General features: G+C 75.5%; 10 protein-coding genes and 1 pseudogene. 4 read left to right on the forward strand and 7 right to left on the reverse strand.

The genetic code is table 11. The annotated features are described in order from the left end of the window. Nucleotides 1-345 precede the first annotated feature (345 nt). Both ACIPXB_RS20220 and ACIPXB_RS20225 read left to right on the forward strand, forming a co-directional pair. On the forward strand, nucleotides 346-2187 hold the full coding sequence (locus ACIPXB_RS20220; protein WP_401451686.1) for a S8 family serine peptidase: 1842 nt from the start codon (nucleotides 346-348) through the stop codon (nucleotides 2185-2187). 233 nt (nucleotides 2188-2420) lie between these two features. Further along, on the forward strand, nucleotides 2421-5207 hold the full coding sequence (locus tag ACIPXB_RS20225) for an AAA family ATPase (RefSeq protein ID WP_401451688.1): 2787 nt from the start codon (nucleotides 2421-2423) through the stop codon (nucleotides 5205-5207). Between the two features lie 40 nt (nucleotides 5208-5247). Here ACIPXB_RS20225 and ACIPXB_RS20230 read toward each other — a convergent pair whose 3' ends face one another. The 6 genes and pseudogenes from ACIPXB_RS20230 to ACIPXB_RS20255 form a co-directional block, all read right to left on the reverse strand. Then, the gene (locus tag ACIPXB_RS20230; RefSeq protein ID WP_401451690.1) at nucleotides 5248-6945 is read right to left on the reverse strand and encodes a serine/threonine-protein kinase; all 1698 of its coding nucleotides are present in this window, start codon (nucleotides 6943-6945) and stop codon (nucleotides 5248-5250) included. Nucleotides 6946-7063: 118 nt separating this feature from the next. After that, a pseudogene (locus ACIPXB_RS20235) lies at nucleotides 7064-9644 on the reverse strand (amidohydrolase family protein). 107 nt (nucleotides 9645-9751) lie between these two features. Beyond that, nucleotides 9752-10003 (reverse strand): EF-hand domain-containing protein, encoded by a 252-nt coding sequence (locus ACIPXB_RS20240; protein WP_401451692.1) that lies wholly within the window; start codon nucleotides 10001-10003, stop codon nucleotides 9752-9754. An 88-nt stretch (nucleotides 10004-10091) separates the two neighbouring features. Then, the gene (locus ACIPXB_RS20245) at nucleotides 10092-10412 is read right to left on the reverse strand and encodes an amidohydrolase family protein (RefSeq protein WP_401451752.1); all 321 of its coding nucleotides are present in this window, start codon (nucleotides 10410-10412) and stop codon (nucleotides 10092-10094) included. Between the two features lie 139 nt (nucleotides 10413-10551). Further along, the gene (locus ACIPXB_RS20250; RefSeq protein WP_401451694.1) at nucleotides 10552-10941 is read right to left on the reverse strand and encodes a hypothetical protein; all 390 of its coding nucleotides are present in this window, start codon (nucleotides 10939-10941) and stop codon (nucleotides 10552-10554) included. 322 nt (nucleotides 10942-11263) lie between these two features. Further along, complete coding sequence (locus ACIPXB_RS20255) at nucleotides 11264-12181, reverse strand: MurR/RpiR family transcriptional regulator (RefSeq protein ID WP_401451696.1); 918 nt, start codon at nucleotides 12179-12181, stop codon at nucleotides 11264-11266. Between the two features lie 194 nt (nucleotides 12182-12375). On the opposite strand from ACIPXB_RS20255, the gene ACIPXB_RS20260 reads away from it, so the two are divergent. Beyond that, nucleotides 12376-12669, forward strand: coding sequence for a DUF6225 family protein (locus tag ACIPXB_RS20260; protein ID WP_401451698.1), 294 nt, complete (start codon nucleotides 12376-12378; stop codon nucleotides 12667-12669). 241 nt (nucleotides 12670-12910) lie between these two features. After that, on the forward strand, nucleotides 12911-13840 hold the full coding sequence (locus ACIPXB_RS20265; protein ID WP_401451699.1) for an ion transporter: 930 nt from the start codon (nucleotides 12911-12913) through the stop codon (nucleotides 13838-13840). Between the two features lie 33 nt (nucleotides 13841-13873). Here ACIPXB_RS20265 and ACIPXB_RS20270 read toward each other — a convergent pair whose 3' ends face one another. Continuing rightward, complete coding sequence (locus ACIPXB_RS20270) at nucleotides 13874-15616, reverse strand: thiopeptide-type bacteriocin biosynthesis protein (protein WP_401451701.1); 1743 nt, start codon at nucleotides 15614-15616, stop codon at nucleotides 13874-13876. Between the last annotated feature and the right edge of the window lie 17 nt (nucleotides 15617-15633).

Below are 15633 nucleotides of genomic sequence, written 5' to 3' on the forward strand. Positions count from 1 at the left end.
TTGACAGTCAACTCCCTTTATCCTCATGGAAGTTGAGGGCCGCTGGAGCGGTGTCCGGATGAGGGTCGGGGAGGGTCCCGAGGGGGCGGACAAGGGTTTTCCCTGTATCGGGTTCATCCCGCCGTTGCCTACTGTCTGCCCACCGGCGATCTCTTCAGGCCAAGCGGTTCGCCCGCCACCCCCACAGGGCGGGACCCCGTGCGGCAGGTCGTGTCCCGGTACGCCGTTGCCCCGGGCCCGCCGCCGCGTGTGCCCGGGCAGCGTGGTGCGCGACGGTGCCGGGGAGGGATTCCCGGCCCCGTGGCCGCCGTAACCTCCCACACCGCACCAACCGGTCATTCCGGCATGCCCGGAAACGGCCGCGAAGGGAACACCGTGCACCCATCCGGACGACGTCTCATATCCGTGGTGGCCGTCTCCGCCGCTCTGCTCGGCGGAACCGCCACCACTTCCCTGGCACAGGAGCAGCCGTCCCCCGTCCCCGGCCAGGCCGCGGCCGCCGCGGGCGTCCCGCTGCCCGCCGCGCCGGTGGAGAACGTGATCGTCGGATACAAGTCGAGCGCCTCGGAGGCCTCCTCCAACGACGCGGCCGCCGGCGACGCCAAGGCCAAGGGCAAGAAGGCCGGCAAGAACGTCGGCTTCGAGCGGCGCCTGGGCACCGGAGCCGCGCTCGTCGACCTCGGCGGCACCCTCACCCCGGCCGAAGCGGCCGACGTGATGGCGCAGTTCCGCACCGACCCGGACGTGGCCTACGTGGAGCCGGACACCCGCGCGTACCCGCTCGCCACCCCGAACGACACCGACTACGCCAAGCAGTGGGACCTCTTCGAGCCCACCGCCGGCATGAACGTCCCGGCCGCGTGGAACACCACCACCGGTGCCGGCGTCACCGTGGCCGTCATCGACACCGGCTACGTCGCGCACTCGGACCTCGCCGCCAACGTCGTCGCCGGCTACGACTTCATCTCCAGCTCCTCCAGCGCCCGCGACGGCAACGGCCGCGACAACAACCCGGCCGACCAGGGCGACTGGACCGCCGCCGGCGAGTGCGGCATCGGCTCCAAGGCCAGCGACTCCTCCTGGCACGGCACCCACGTGGCGGGCACCATCGCGGCCGCCACGAACAACTCCAAGGGCGTCGCCGGTATCGCGTACGGCTCGAAGATCCAGCCGGTGCGCGTGCTCGGCAAGTGCGGAGGTGCGACCTCCGACATCGTCGACGCGATCACCTGGTCCTCGGGCGGCTCGGTCTCCGGCGTCCCGGCGAACGCCACCCCGGCCAAGGTCATCAACATGAGCCTGGGCGGTCCGGGCGCGTGCAGCGCGACGTACCAGAACGCCATCAACGCGGCCGTGGGCCGTGGCACGACCGTCGTGGTCGCCGCGGGCAACAGCAACTCCGACGCCGCCGGGTTCTCCCCCGCGAGCTGCAACAACGTGATCAACGTGGCCGCCTCCAACCGGGCCGGCGACCGCTCGTACTACTCCAACTTCGGCACGGTCATCGACGTGGCCGCCCCGGGCGGTGAGACCCGCCGCGCCACCGACACGCCCGGCACCGTCACCACCCCCGAGAACGCCATCCTCTCCACCCTGAACACCGGCACCACCACCCCCGGCGCCGAGAACTACAAGCCCTACCAGGGCACCAGCATGGCCGCCCCGCACGTCGCCGGGCTCGCCGCGCTGATGAAGTCGGCGAACTCCGCGCTCACCCCGGCGCAGATCGAGTCGGCCATCAAGGCCAACGCCCGCCCGCTGGCCGGTACCTGCACCGGTGGCTGCGGCGCCGGCCTGGCCGACGCGGCCAAGACCGTCGCGGCCGTGACCTCGGGTCCGGTCACCCCGGCGTTCGAGAACACCACCGATGTGGCGATCCCGGACAACGGCGGCGCCGTCTCCTCCTCGATCAACGTCACCGGCCGCACCGGCAACGCCCCGGCCGCCCTCAAGGTGAACGTCGACATCAAGCACAGCTACCGCGGTGACCTGGTCATCGACCTGGTCGGCCCCGGCGGTGCGACCAAGCGCCTGCAGGCCTCCTCGGGCGACAGCGCCGCCAACGTGATCACCACGTACACGGTGGACGCCTCCGCGTGGACCGCCAACGGCACCTGGCAGCTGCGCGTCCAGGACGTCGCCGCCGCCGACACCGGCTACATCGACTCCTGGAGCCTCGGCTTCTAGGTCACCCGAGAACCGCCACCCCCCACAAAAGGTCCGGACCTCCTCGACCAAGAGGTCCGGACCAACTCGGCCCGTGGGTCCGCCGGTACGTCCCTCACCGGCGGACCCACGGGTTTTCCTGCCGCCCGACTGATTTCTGCGTCACAATGCGGACCCGCCACCCCGCCGACCTCGTATTCTCGCGCTCACAGAAGAGGCACAGGAACCGGGGAGCGAGAGGCTGGTGGCAGTGCGTGGCGGCGACGGGGAACGCTGACGCGACCGTCGGACACGGCGAACTGATCGAGGCGGTCGACCGCGCGCTGACCACGCACGGGCGCGCCGTCCTCACCGGCCCCGCGGGGGCCGGCAAGACACGGGTGGCGGACGCCGTCGCGGCCGCCGCGGAGTCCCGCGGCGAGTCGGTCCTGCGGCTGGCGCCGGAGGCCGCCGACCGCTGGATACCCGAGGCCGCCGCCGCGGCGCTGCTGACCTCGGTGCCCTGCGGGGTCCTCGAGGCGCTCGCCGGGCCGCAGCGCACGGCCATCGCGCTGCTGCGCCGCGAGGCCGACGCGCCGGTGGCCGGCCGCGACCACGTCGCGCTGCGGCTCGCCGTCGTCGAGGTGCTGCGGACGCTGGCCGCCCGCAGTCCGGTCCTGATCGTGCTGGACAACGCGCAGTGGCTGGACTCCGAGAGCGCCGATCTGCTGCGCTTCGCGTTCCGTCTGACCCCGCCCGGCGTCCGCGTGCTGGTCGCCGAGTGCCTCCAGGGCGGTCTGCCGGTCGCCGGGTCCCTGTGCGGACCGGACACCCCGGGCATCCGGGTCCCGCCGCTCGGCGCCGACGAGCTGGCCGAACTCCTGCTGCGGCACGGACTGCCGGCCCGCCTCGCCGGCCGTATCCATCAGGCGAGTGGCGGCAACCCCCGGCTCGCCCTGGCCCTGGGACACTCCCTGGCCGAGGCCCGGGACGGCGCCGCGGCCCACCACGCCGACACGCTGCCCGTGTCCGGGCAGGCCCGCGAGGTGGCCCGGCTGCTGCTCGCCGAGGCCCCGGCCCGCGCCCGCCGCACCCTGCTGCTCGCGGCCCTGGCCGCCCGTCCGACCACCGCGCTGCTGCGCCGGGCCGGCCGCCCCGACGCCGAGGGGGAACTCGCCGAGGCCGAGCGGGCCGCGCTGGTCACCGTGGCCGCGGACGGCACGGTGGCGTTCACAGCCGGTGCCCTGCCCACCGCGCTGGCCGCCGACGCGGGCTGGCCGGAACGGGCCGCCGCGCACGCCGCGCTCGCCGTCGCGGTCGACGATCCGGTGCAGGCCGTACGGCACCGGGCGCTGGCCGTGGACGTCCCCGACGAGCGGCTCGCCGCCGAGGTCAGCGGGGCCGCGGCGGCCTGCCGGCGGCGGGGCGACCGGGCGCTCGCCGCCGAACTGGGGCTGCTGGCCGCGGACGTGACCCCGGTGGACCGGCCCGCGGCGGAACTGGCCCGTCTGGTCGCCGCCGCCGAGGACGCGGGCTGGTCCGGGCGGGCCGACCTCGCCCGCCGCGCGGCCCGGGCGGTCCTCGCCCGCGAGGCCTCCCCCGCCGACCGGGTACGGGTGCGGCTCGCCGTCATCGACGCGGCCGGCCAGGCGCTGGCCGACCTGGACGAGACCTTCGCGCACGCCCGGGCCGACGCCGCCGGCGATCCGTCCCTGCAGGCCGCCGTACAGCTGCGGGTCGCGTGGAAACTCAACCTCAGCGACGGCGACCCGGTGCGCTCACGGGCCGCGGCGGCCGAGGCCGGGGTGCTGGCCGCCGAGGGCGGCGACCAGGTGGCCGAGGCCATGGCCCTGACCGTACGGGCCCGGATGGGGCGGATCCTGGGCGACGCGGAGGCCGAGGACATCCTGGCCGGGGCGCTGGCGCTGCCCGCGCCCGAGGTGCCGCTCGGCATGCGCAACGCGCCGCAGTACCTGGCGGTGCGCCACGCCCTGTTCGACGACCGGCTCGACGACGCCCGCGAGCAGCTGCTGGTGCTGCTGCCAGCGGTGGAGCGCACCGGCTCGGCGGAGGACGTCTTCGAGGTGTTGCGCAGTTTCGCCGAGGTGGAACTGCGGCGGGGCCGGTGCGCGGCGGGCGCGGCGCACGCGCGGCGCGCCCTGGAGCTGACCATCGAGGCGGGGCTCTCGCCCGGTCCCGCCTGGTACGTCGCGGCGACGGCCGAATCCATGGCCGGCAGCTTCGCCCGGGCGGCCGGGTACGCCCGGCGCGGGGTGCAGGCCTCGGAGGAGGAACGCGACCAGGTGTTCCTCTCCCGCAGCCTGTACGCACTGGGGCTGGTCGAACTGGCCACCGGGGAGACCGTGAAGGCGGTGGCGACGCTGCGCCGGGTGGCCGGGCTGGAGGCCGCGCAGCAGGTCGTGGACCCGTCGATCCTGCGCTGGCACGGGGAGCTGGCGGAGGCACTGGTGGCCGCGGACGCCCTGGAGGAGGCGGCGGAACTGCTCGCGTCGGTGCACGCGGTGGCGGCCGGTCTCGGCCGGACCAGTGTGGTCACCGCCCTCGACCGGGCCCGGGGGCTGCTGCTGTCGGCGTCCGGCGAGGCCGATGCCGCGGTGGCGCTGCTGCGGGCGACGGCCGAACGGTTCGAGGCGCTCGGGCTGCCGCTGGAGCACGGCCGCACGCTGCTGGCGCTGGCCCGGGCCGAGCGGCGCCGCCGCCGGCGGGCCCCCGCGCGCGCCGCCCTGTACGGCGCGGCCGAGGTGTTCACGCGGGCGGGCGCGCACCCGTGGGCCGAACTGGCCCGCGAGAGCCCGGGGAACGCGGCGGGCGCGGACCGCGCGCGGGCGGACGCACGCGGGTCCGGTGACGACGCGGTCGCGGCCCTGACGGAGGGCGAGGCGCGGCTCGCGGTGCTGGTCAGCCAGGGGGCCAGCAACCAGGAGGCGGCGGCCAAGCTGTTCCTGAGCGTCAAGACCGTCGAGGCCCGCCTCACGCGGATCTACCAGAAGCTCGACGTCCGCTCGCGGGCCCAGCTGGCGACGGTCCTGCGGGGCCGGTGAGCCGGGCGCGGACCGGCCCGGCACCGGGCCGCGGCGGGCGTCAGCCGACCGGATACGTCTTGGTCACCTTGCCGTCGAGGCCGGCGACGAGGTACCCGGACTCGTGGTACTCGTTGCTGATGTAGACCTTCACCGTCGGCACCTTCTTGTCGAAGAGGTCGGGCTCGACGATGAGGTAACGCGTGGTCGGGTCCTTCACGCCGAGCTTGGCCTCGGCCTCCTTGATCAGACCGGGCACGATGTCCCAGTCGACCTTCTCCAGGTCGATGAGCACGGCCCCGGCGGGGACCGGAGTGGTGATGATGCTCTTCTTGGCGGCGCCGTCGCGGTAGTCCCAGCCCTGGCCGGCGGTGGGGTGGTCCTTGACCGGGACCGTCGCCGAGGCGTACGTGGGATAGATGACCGCCCGGGTCACGCTCCCGCCGCCGCTCGCCTGCCGGACGGCGGCCACCATCGCCCGCGCGCCCGCCGGGGTGTGCAGGTCGCCCTGCCCGGCGCCGGTGCGCGCCGCCGGCGCGGTGGCCGTGCCCGGCCCGGACGGGGCCGGGGCGCCACCGGTACTCGTGGTCGGGCCGGGGCGGTCGGCGACGACCGCGCCGCCCTTGTCGGTGCCGCCCTTGCCCTCGGCGCCGTCCGGCAGCCACGCCCGGACCGCGACGACGACGCCCGCGACCAGGACGGCGGCCAGCCAGGCGGCGATGAGCGGCCGTGCCCACGGCCGCGGGTTGGGCCACGGCACCGGTGCCGCGACCGTCACGGCGCCGTGGGGCGCGCCCGCGGCAGCGGACGGCGGCCCGAAGACCGGCGGGGCCGGGGCCGGGGTCGGGGCGTACGGCGCGGCGGGCGCGGGGGCCGGGCCGTAGCCGGCGGGGACGCTGAGTGCGGGCGGCGGCGGTGAACCGGCCCGCACCCCGCGCAGCAGCGCCTCCAGACGCTCGGCATCCGGGCGGGCGGCCGTGTCGCGGACGAGGAGCTCGCCGAGGACGGGGGCCAGCCCGCCCGAGCGGGCGGGGTAGGGGATCGGCTCGTCGAGGACGGCGACGACGGTGGCCAGCGCCGTCTCGCGGCGCAGCGGATGGGCGCCCTCGGCGGCGACGTACAGGGTCATGCCCAGCGACCACAGGTCGGAGGCGGGGTTGCCCTCCTGGCCGCGCACCCGCTCCGGGGCGATGTACTCGGGCGAGCCGACGAGGTCGCCGGGCGCGGTCAGGCTGGTGGACTCGCGCAGCGCCGCGATCCCGAAGTCCGTGAGGACGGCGCTGCCGTCCGGGCGCAGCAGGATGTTGGCGGGCTTGACGTCGCGGTGGTGGACGCCCGCGGCGTGCGCCGCGCGCAGCGCGGACAGCACGTCCAGGCCGATGCGGACGACGTCCGGGGTGGGCAGCGGTCCCTGTGCGATGCGGTCGTACAGGGAGCCGCCCCGGACCAGTTCCATCACGATCCAGGGGTGCGAGCCGTCGTCCGGCTCGATGATCTGGTGGATGGAGACGACGTTGGGGTGGGCGAGCCGGGCCAGGGCCTGGGCCTCGCGGATCGCGCGCCGGCGCAGCTGAAGGGCGAGCTCCGGGTTGGCCTCGGCCATCGCCGGGTCGGCCGGGCGGACCTCCTTGAGCGCCACTTCCCGTTGCAGGCCGATGTCCCTGGCCCGCCAGACCGTTCCCATGCCGCCGCTGCCCAGACGCCCGAGCAGCTCGAAGCGGCCGTCGACGACCCGTCTGCCATCCTCACTGGTGTTCATGGCTGGCCATCGTAGGGACTTCCGGCGCGTGCCGTTCGCGCGGGTACCGCACAGCCGGAGGCCCCGCCGTCCGCCCCCCTCGGTTCCGGTCGCCGGTCGCCGGGCGCCGGTCGCCGGGTCAGCCTCCGGCGCCGTACCCGTCGGGGCAGCAGCTGTCGCGGAGCATCTGCCGGGCGGCCGCGGCCCAGTCCTCGTCGGGGGCGGCCGCGCGTGCGGCGGGCGCGGGGTACGCCGCCGTCAGGGCGGCCGCCTCGTGCAGGGAGCCGCCGCGTACGGCAGCCCGTACCCGGACGAGAGACGCGAAGTCCGTGAAGGGGTCCCCGTCCACGAGGGTGAGGTAGGCGATCCTGCCCGCCTCCACCGTGCCGAGCCGGTCCGCGACGCCGAACACGCGGGCGGGGGTGCGGGTGACGGTGGTCAGGGCCTCGGCCGGGCTCATGCCGTACCGGTGCAGGGCCCGCAGGCCCAGGTGGAGGTGGAGGCCGGCCGGGACCAGCGGTGCGTCGGTGCCCAGCAGCAGCTGGGCGCCGCCGAGAACGGCCTGCCGGTAGACGCCGATCTCCCGTTCCAGGGTGGCCAGTTCGTCGGCGTGCGGCGGCCGGGCTGCGGCGGTGCGGACGGCGGCGAGGTCCCACGGCGGCATCAGGGCGGCCACCCGGGGGTCGTCGGCGAGCGCGGGATCGGCGCCGATCAGCGGGAGGGCGTGGAAGGGGGTGGCGATCAGGTGGAAGCCGCCACGGCAGTACACCTGGAGGATGTCCTGGTGGGTATTGCCCCGCGGGGTCGCGCCGTGGCCGTACTCGACGCGCTCGGTGGCCACGAGATGGGTGGTCAGGTCCTGCCCGGACTGGATGCCGGGGGCGCACAGGTGCGAGCCGGCCAGCACGCCGAGCCGTTCGTGGGCGAACCGCGCGGCCTCCTCCATCTGCGGGTAGGGGGCTCGGACGTAGGTCTTGACGACGTCCCAGTCCAGCTCCGCCCCCCGGGCCAGGGACCGGGTGAAGCCCTCGGCGGTGCGGTGGGCGCGGCCCGTGCTGTACGCGACGCGGGAGCCGTCGAGGAGCTCGCCGCCGGCCAGCAGCCGGGCGGCGGCGAGCCGGCCGGCCAGGATGCCCTCGCGCATCCGGGCCTGTTCGTGGGCGGAGCCGCCGAGGGAGACGGTGGTGGTGATGCCGTAGGCGAGGTACAGGGCGCCCTGACGGGCTCCGTAGGTGTACGGGTAGGTGTGGACGTGGGAGTCCCACAGGCCCGGCAGGACGGTGCCGGCGGAGGCGTCGACGTGGCGGCCGGCCCGGCGCCCGCGGCGCGCGTGCGGTTCCACGGCGGTGATCCGGCCGCCGCGGATCAGGATGTCGACGTCGGCGCGGGGCGCGGAGCCGGTGCCGTCCCAGAGCAGTCCGGCGTGCACGACGGTGTCGACGGGGGCCGGCCGCCGCAGGGTCAGGGCGACGGGGACGGTCCGGGCCGGGCCGGCCGCGGCGCCGTCGGCGTCGAGGGCGAGCAGCCGCAGCCGGGCGCCGGACTGGTAGAGCAGGGTGCGGGAGTTACCGGACCAGGAGGGGTGGTCGGCGGGTTCGTCGGTCAGGCGGCGGGCGGGACCGGCGGGGGTTCCGTCGGGGGCGACGGGCAGCAGCCACAGCGCGGACTCGCTGACGCAGGCCAGGAAGCGGCCGTCGGGCGACCAGACGGGGCCGGACGCGTAGCGGGCGGATGATCCGGAACCGGCCGTCGAGGGTGATCAGCAGCCGGTCGTCGCCGAGCCAGCGGGGCGGGGCGGGTGCGAGGTCGCCGTCGAGGGCGACGGGCCGGCCGTCGACGACGAGGGTCATGGACTCGGTCCTGCGGACGGCGGGCCTGGCGTGCAGCCAGCCGGTGCGGCCGGCCGGGGAGAGCGCCGGGGCCAGCAGGCTGCCCTCGGTGACGGTGTGCTCGGTGCGGACGGGGCCGGTGCCGTCGGCGGCGACGGAGGCGAGCGTGCGCGCGACGAGCTGGGTGCCGGCGGGCTGGGCACCGGTGGGCTGGGTGACGGTGACGGTGGCGCGGACGAACAGCACCCGGGTGCCGTCCGCCGACCAGGCGGGGTCGAGGTCCTCGAAGGCACCGCCCTGGCCGGGGCCGTCCTGGCCGGGCAGGCCGGTCAGGCGGCGGGGACGGCCGCCGGACACGGGTACGGTCCAGATCCGGTACGGGGTGCCCGCGACCGGGTCGCCGTCGCGCTCGGAGCTGAAGGCGAGCGTGCGGCCGTCCGGCGACCAGGCCGGGGCGCGGTCGTCGTAGGGGCCGTCGGTGAGGGCGCGCAGGCCCGAACCGTCGGCGTGCATCACCCAGATGTGGAAGGCGCCGCCGCGGTAGGCGTTCATCGCGACGCGCCGGCCGTCGGGCGAGAACACCGGGCGGGTCGGTTCCAGGTCGGGCGGGGTGAGCGGGACGGCCGGCGCGCCGTCCGGGGGTACGGACCACAGGACGTTCTGCACCTCGGCGACGATCCGGTCGCCGGCGGCGGTCGCGGTGGCCGCCCCGTTGGTCGCGGCGGTCAGCCGCAGCCGCACCACGCCGTCGGGGGCGTCGGGGACCTCGGGGGCGCCTGCCGGGGTCCCGGCGCCGGCCGCGGGTGCGGCGGGCGCCGGGGCCGGGCCGAGCAGCGCGGTGACCGCGCGGCCGGGCACCGCCCGCAGAATCGTCCTGCGTGCCATCCGCATCCCCGTCGCTCGCTTCCCGTCGGACGGCTGACGTGTCAGCCATCTGAACGATCAAGAGCGGGGCGGGGCAACGGCCACGGGCGCCCGGGGCGCGGCCCGCTGCCGGGCTACCAGCCGAAGCGGCGGTCGATCTCGCGGGCGAACTCCTCGTAGCTGAGCAGGTTGTCGCCGTTCTGGTCGGCGGCGTCGAAGAGCGCGGAGGCGGCGTCGGCGTCGCCCAGGCCCCAGAACGGCAGGTGCCCGCCGGCGGCCAGGGTGGGGCCCTTCTCGCGCAGGGCGGTGATCACCTCTATGCGGGTCAGGGTGCCGTCCTGGTTGAGGTCGAGCGCGTCGAACAGCCTGCGGGCCTTCTCACTCATCGCGTGCGTCCTTCCGGGAGGGTCGGCAGGGGCTGCCGACGGACAGCCTACGGGCAGCGACGCCCTGTCCCCGGCCGGGGCTTGGCGCTCAGGCGGCGGTCGGCGTGTCGAGGAGGTACGCGCGCGAGGCGTGCACCTCGGCGCGCAGGGCGGGCAGGTCGACGTCGAGGACCCGGCCGTTCCATGTGCGGGGTTCACCGCCCACGAGGACGGCGCCGATGTTGCGGGCGTCGCAGCCCAGCACGAGGGTGCCGATCGGGTCGTTGAGCGGCATGGTGTGGGGCTCCTCGGCGTGGACGACCGGCAGGTCGGCCTTCTTGCCCGGGGTGAGGGAGCCGGTGACGGCCCCGAGGCCGTTGGTGCGGGCGCCCTGGAGGGTCGCGAAGTCCAGGACGTCGTGGGTGGTGATCGCCGTCCTCCTCGCGGCGCAGCCCGGGCACCCTGCGGCGGTCGGTCGCGGGCAACCCCTGGTCCTCGGGGCGGAGCCGGGCTCGCCGGGCGCACAGGAAGCCGCCGAGGCCGTTCCCGGCGGCGGTGTCCCGGGGGCCCTACCGGCGGCGCTGCGCGCCGATCGCCGGGGTGCGCAGGGCTTCGGTGATGAGGCGGACGCCGCGGGCGAGGCGGCTGAGCTGCTCCAGCTCGACGGCGTACATCCGGATGGTGTTCTCGATGACGGCCTCGGCCACGCCCAGCGTCGGCAGCTCGGCCCGGCAGGTGTGCAGCGCCACGCGCACCGCGCGCATCTCGTGCTCCAGCTGGAGCTGGGCGTGCCGGGCCAGGATGGCGTGGTGCCGGGTCAGGGTGGGGTATCCGGCGTAGCGGGCCGGGAGGAGGTCGCGCAGCCAGCGGATGGCCGTGCGCTCCCAGTCGTGCGATCCGGGGGCCTTGACCTGGCAGGGCCAGTCAGGGCTGAGCGTGGTGGTGGCGGTCTGAGACATTCTCATCGCTTCCGAAGTGCGGAGCTCGGGTCGAGATGTGGCGGCCCCGGCCTAGGGGTCGACCGAGGCCGCCATGGGCGCTGACGGGATGCGAAGGCCCGGGTGAACACCTCTCGTACGACGCAAGGAGGAGGGGAGCGTCGGGCGGGAGCTGTTCCGAAGGACGTGGGGAGGTGCCCTCCGTGGCATCGGGTGATCCGAGCGCCATCAGCAGTAAATATATATACCGTCGAGTAAGCAAGGGAATGAAAAATTTCATGCCATCGCGGAGTGAAAATCGCCTACGCAAACCGGACGATGCCATTCCCTACGGGGTCATTCCCTACAGGAAGAAACGGTGCTGTTCGGCAACCTGCTCGTAACCCTCGAGCCGGGCCTGCGTCCGCTCGGGATCGGCGTCCGCCATCGCCTGGAGCAGCGCTGCGGCCAGCATCCCGGGCGCCGCGTAGGAGTCGAAGACCAGCCGCGAGCCGGTCCCGGCGGTCAGCGCCACGTCCGCCTCGTCCACCAGCGGCCCCAGCGTGAGGTCCGTGATCAGCGCGATGCGCAGCCCCGTGCTGCGGGCGGCGCGCAGGGCGGCCAGGGTCTCCTGGGCGTGCCGGGGCATGGCGAAGGCCAGCACCCAGCTCCCGCCGGCGGCCCGCGACTGCAGCAGGGCGTCGTAGGCCACGCTGCCGCCACGTGTCACCACGCGTACGTCGGGATGGATGCGGCGGGCGGCGTACGCGAAGTACTCGGCGAGCGAGACGGAGATCCGCAGGCCGAGCACGGTCAGCGGCACCGAGTGGGCCAGCTCGCGGCCGATGTGGAGGAGCTGGTTGGTGTCGGCGAGCAGGCGCCGCACGCTCTCCAGGTTCTCGATCTCGGCGTCGACGGCGGCCTGGAGCTCGTTGCGGCGGATCTCCTCACGGCTCTCCGGCGACCCCGCGACCTTGCTCAGGGCGATGGGCTGGAGCGCGTCGCGCAGGGCGGGGTAGCCGCTGAAGCCGAGGGACGTGGCGAAGCGCGTCACGGACGGCTGGCTGACGCCGGCCCGCTCCGCGAGTTCGGTGATGGAGAGGAACGCGGCCTCGGTGAGGTGATCGATCAGGTACTGCGCGATGCGGCGCTGACCGGGCGAGAGCCGGTGGCCGTCGAACATCGCACGGACCCGGTCCGCGGGCGCGCGTTCCTGCTCGGACGCCTGCCCTCCGGGCGTGATCGCAGCCGCCTGCGCGCGTGCCTGCTGCCCCGATGGCACCGGTGCGCCTCCTTATCCTGCTGCTCGAGTTCCAACATAGCTCACGCGCTGTGGCCGGTCCGCCACCAGTTCACCGGCACCGCACCCCGCCGCGCGGTCGCCGGTCGCCGCGCTGGCGGCCACTCGGGGTGCGGGTCCGGCGCGGCGCGGCGCGGTGCGGCACCGCGCCCTGGTACCGCCGCTAGCCTCGGCACATGGCTGACACCTTCGAACACACCCCGCAGGTGTGGACCGCGGCCCGACTGCGCGCCGCGCTGCAGGACCTCCCCGACGAGACCCCCATCCACGTCGGCGTGGCGGACGGGCCGGGCGACTTCGGCGGCTACGGCGAGTACGCGCTGGTGAACCTGGAACCGGTGGAGGTGGACATGGACACCGTCCTCGAGGGCACGGCCCCCCAAGGCGCCGTCCCCGAGGCCCGTACCGCCGTCGAGTACACGCTGTTCGCCGACTTCAAGGCCGGTACGTACCACTGCGACCTGGACTGACGGGAGCCCCTCGCGACGGTGCGGACCGCCGCGCCGCACCCCCCGCCGACCACGCACCAGTTCGGCTCCGCCACGCCCCGCGCCCCCTATCGGGGGATCTTGCGGCGTCGTGCCGTCCGTCCGGCGGGCGGGGGGTGTTACAAGGGCGGTCAGACGCGTGATCACCAGCCCCACGGGGGCCGGGACCAGGCCGGGCGGCCGGTGCGCGTCGGGGACACCGTACGAGGGGCGAGCAGCAACGATGACGTACATGACGACGGCCGGGCCCGGCCGTACACGGCTGGCGGCGCGCTGCCGGGCGGTCACCGACGACCCCGCCTTCGGGCTGATGGTCTTCGCGCTGATCCTGCTCAACGCGGCGCTGCTGGGCGCGGAGACGTACCACGGCCTGGCCGCCGAGTACCGCCGGCTGCTCGAAACCGCCGAGCGCTGCTGCCTGGTGGCGTTCAGTCTGGAGATCCTGCTGCGCCTCGGGGCGCACGCCGACCGGCCCAGGGCGTTCTTCCGGGATCCGTGGCACCTGTTCGACCTGGCGGTGGTGGTCGCGGCGTTCGTGCCGTTCGTCCGGGAGAACACCACCGTGCTGCGGCTGCTGCGGCTGGCGCGCGTGCTGCGCAGTGCCCGCTTCATGCCCCAGTTGCGCGTCCTGCTCGTCGCCGTGGGGCGCAGCCTGCCCGGCACGGTCAGCTTCCTGTTCGTGGGAGCGCTGGTGCTGTACGTGTACGCGATGGTCGGCTGGGTCTGCTTCGCCGGCTCCGACCCGGAGCACTACGGTTCGATCGGCCGGGCCGCCCTGACCCTGTTCCTGCTGACGACCCTGGACGGTTTCGGGGACGCGGTGCACGCGGGTCTGGAGATCTCCCGGCTGTCGTTGCTCTACTACTCCTCCTATGTGCTGCTCGCCTCGTTCGTGCTGGTCAACGTGCTGATCGGGGTGGTCCTCACCTCGCTCGACGAGGCGCGTGAGCTGGAGAAGGAGCGGCAGCGGGAGGAGCGCGCGGCAGGCGTGCCGGGCGCCGGCGCCGACCGGGCGGCGGCCGATCCGGCGGGCGAGCTGCGCGAGCGGATCGACGAGGCCCGGCGGGTGCTGGACGAGCTGGAGGCGGGCCTGTCCCGGCTGGATCCGCGCGACGAACGGCAGCTGGAGGCCTCCGGCGGCCGCACGCGCTGACGGCCGCCGAGGCCGCCGCCACGCCGGGGCCGGCTATCCGCCGGACGCCGGGTCGGCTTGCGCGGGTCCTGCCCCCGGTACGGGTGCCCGGGTGCCGAGCGGCAGCAGGTACTGGAGGGGCTGGTCGGTGGCGTCCAGGCCGAGCAGTTCAGCGGCCAGGTCGTCGTGGAACCCGCTGACCGGGACGGTGGCCAGCCCCAGGGCGGCGGCCGCCAGGAGCAGCGTCTGGGCCAGGTGGCCGGACTCCAGCAGTCCCAGGCGCAGGGCGCGCAGGCCGTAACGGCGGCGCAGCACACCGAGGTCGAGGTGGAGGGCGAGCAGGGCCGGGGTGTCGTCCACGACGATGCCGTCGGGGTCGTCGGCGGGCTGGGAGAAGTAGTTCGACAGCGCCCGGACGGCCTCCCGGTCGGGGGCCGGGCCCAGCGGGCGCAGGACCCGGCGTTCGGGTACGACCTCGTAGGTGGCCGGTGGCAGGCCGTCGACGCCGAGCGCCAGCAGCCGCAGCCGGGCCGTGTACAGGGCGCCGGCGCTGGGGTACGGGCGGTGGACCGTCGTACGGACGTCGCCGTCCGGCAGCCGCAGTTCGCTGACGTGGCTCTCGGCCAGGGCGCCCCACAGCAGGGTGCCCAGCGTGCGGGCGTCCAGCGGGCCGGCCAGCCGGGTGCGCGTGGAGGTCCGGGAGGTCAGGGCGGCCGCCAGGGACACGTCGGGCAACGGGCCGTGCGGCAGGGCGTGTTCGTGGGGGGAGGGTGCGGGAACGGCCGAGCCGGTGCCCGGGCGGACGGCGGTGTCGTCCAGGGCGCCGACGGGGTACTTGCTGTGCTCCAGGTAGCGGCGGTCGGGGGCGTCGTGCCCGTCGGTGAAGAAGGGCCCCGGGCCGTCCGGCTCCAGCGCGGTGCGCGCGGCCAGCCGGCACACGGCGCGCTCCTCGTCGGGGGTGACGCCCAACCGGTTGAGAAGCATGTGCAGTTGGGAAGCCCACACCCACGGCAGCGGGGTGTCGTGGAGGGCGGTCAACCGGTGGTCGGCGGCGGTGACGGCGGCCGCCCAGTCGCGCTGCCAGGGGGGCGCCGTCCCCCGGTCGAGGCCTTCGCGCAGGGCGTCGGCGCGGCGGCGCAGGGCGGTGTGCTGCGCGGCGAACACCGTGTTGACGCGGGCGTGGACGGTGCGGCCGGGCAGGAGCGGCACCTCGGTGATCCAGCGCCAGCCGGCGGCGTGCGCGCGCAGCAGCCGGCCGGCCCGCAGCGGGTCCAGGCCGAGCGCGTGCACCGTGGTGTGCACGGCGTCGGCGGCCAGGGTCAGCCGGTCGGCGCGCGGGCCGGCGGCCAGGGCGCGCAGGGCCGCGACGGCCGCCCGGGTGGAGGCCACGAAGACGTCCTCGGCGACGGGGAGGGCGGGCGGCCCGCCGTAGCGTTCGGTCTCGGGGACGTAGGGGACCTCGCGGACCTCGGCGTGCGCGGAGGGCCAGGGGCCGCTCGTGGCCGGGCGGGCGGCCGCGGCCCGGGAGAGGGCGTCGGGAAGCTCCCGCAGTGCGCGGGGGTGCGGGTCGCGGACGCGGACGCGCAGGTGGGGGCCGCCCTCGCCGTAACGGATGAAGAACCAGGCGGCCGCCTCGCCCCGGGCCACGAGGCCGTCGAGCAGGGGCGCGAGGTCCTCGGTGAGGAAGGCGTCGGTGGTTGCGGTGTCGCAGTGCAGGTGGACGTACAGGCTGGCCCAGCCGGTCTGCTGGTGGCCGGGGGCGGCGGTGCGGGCCGTGGACGGCTCGGCGGTGGGCATCGGGGCTCCTCGGCCTC

This window comes from Streptomyces sp. NPDC090022 (genome assembly GCF_044748145.1).
Taxonomy (GTDB): Bacteria; Actinomycetota; Actinomycetes; order Streptomycetales; family Streptomycetaceae; genus Streptomyces.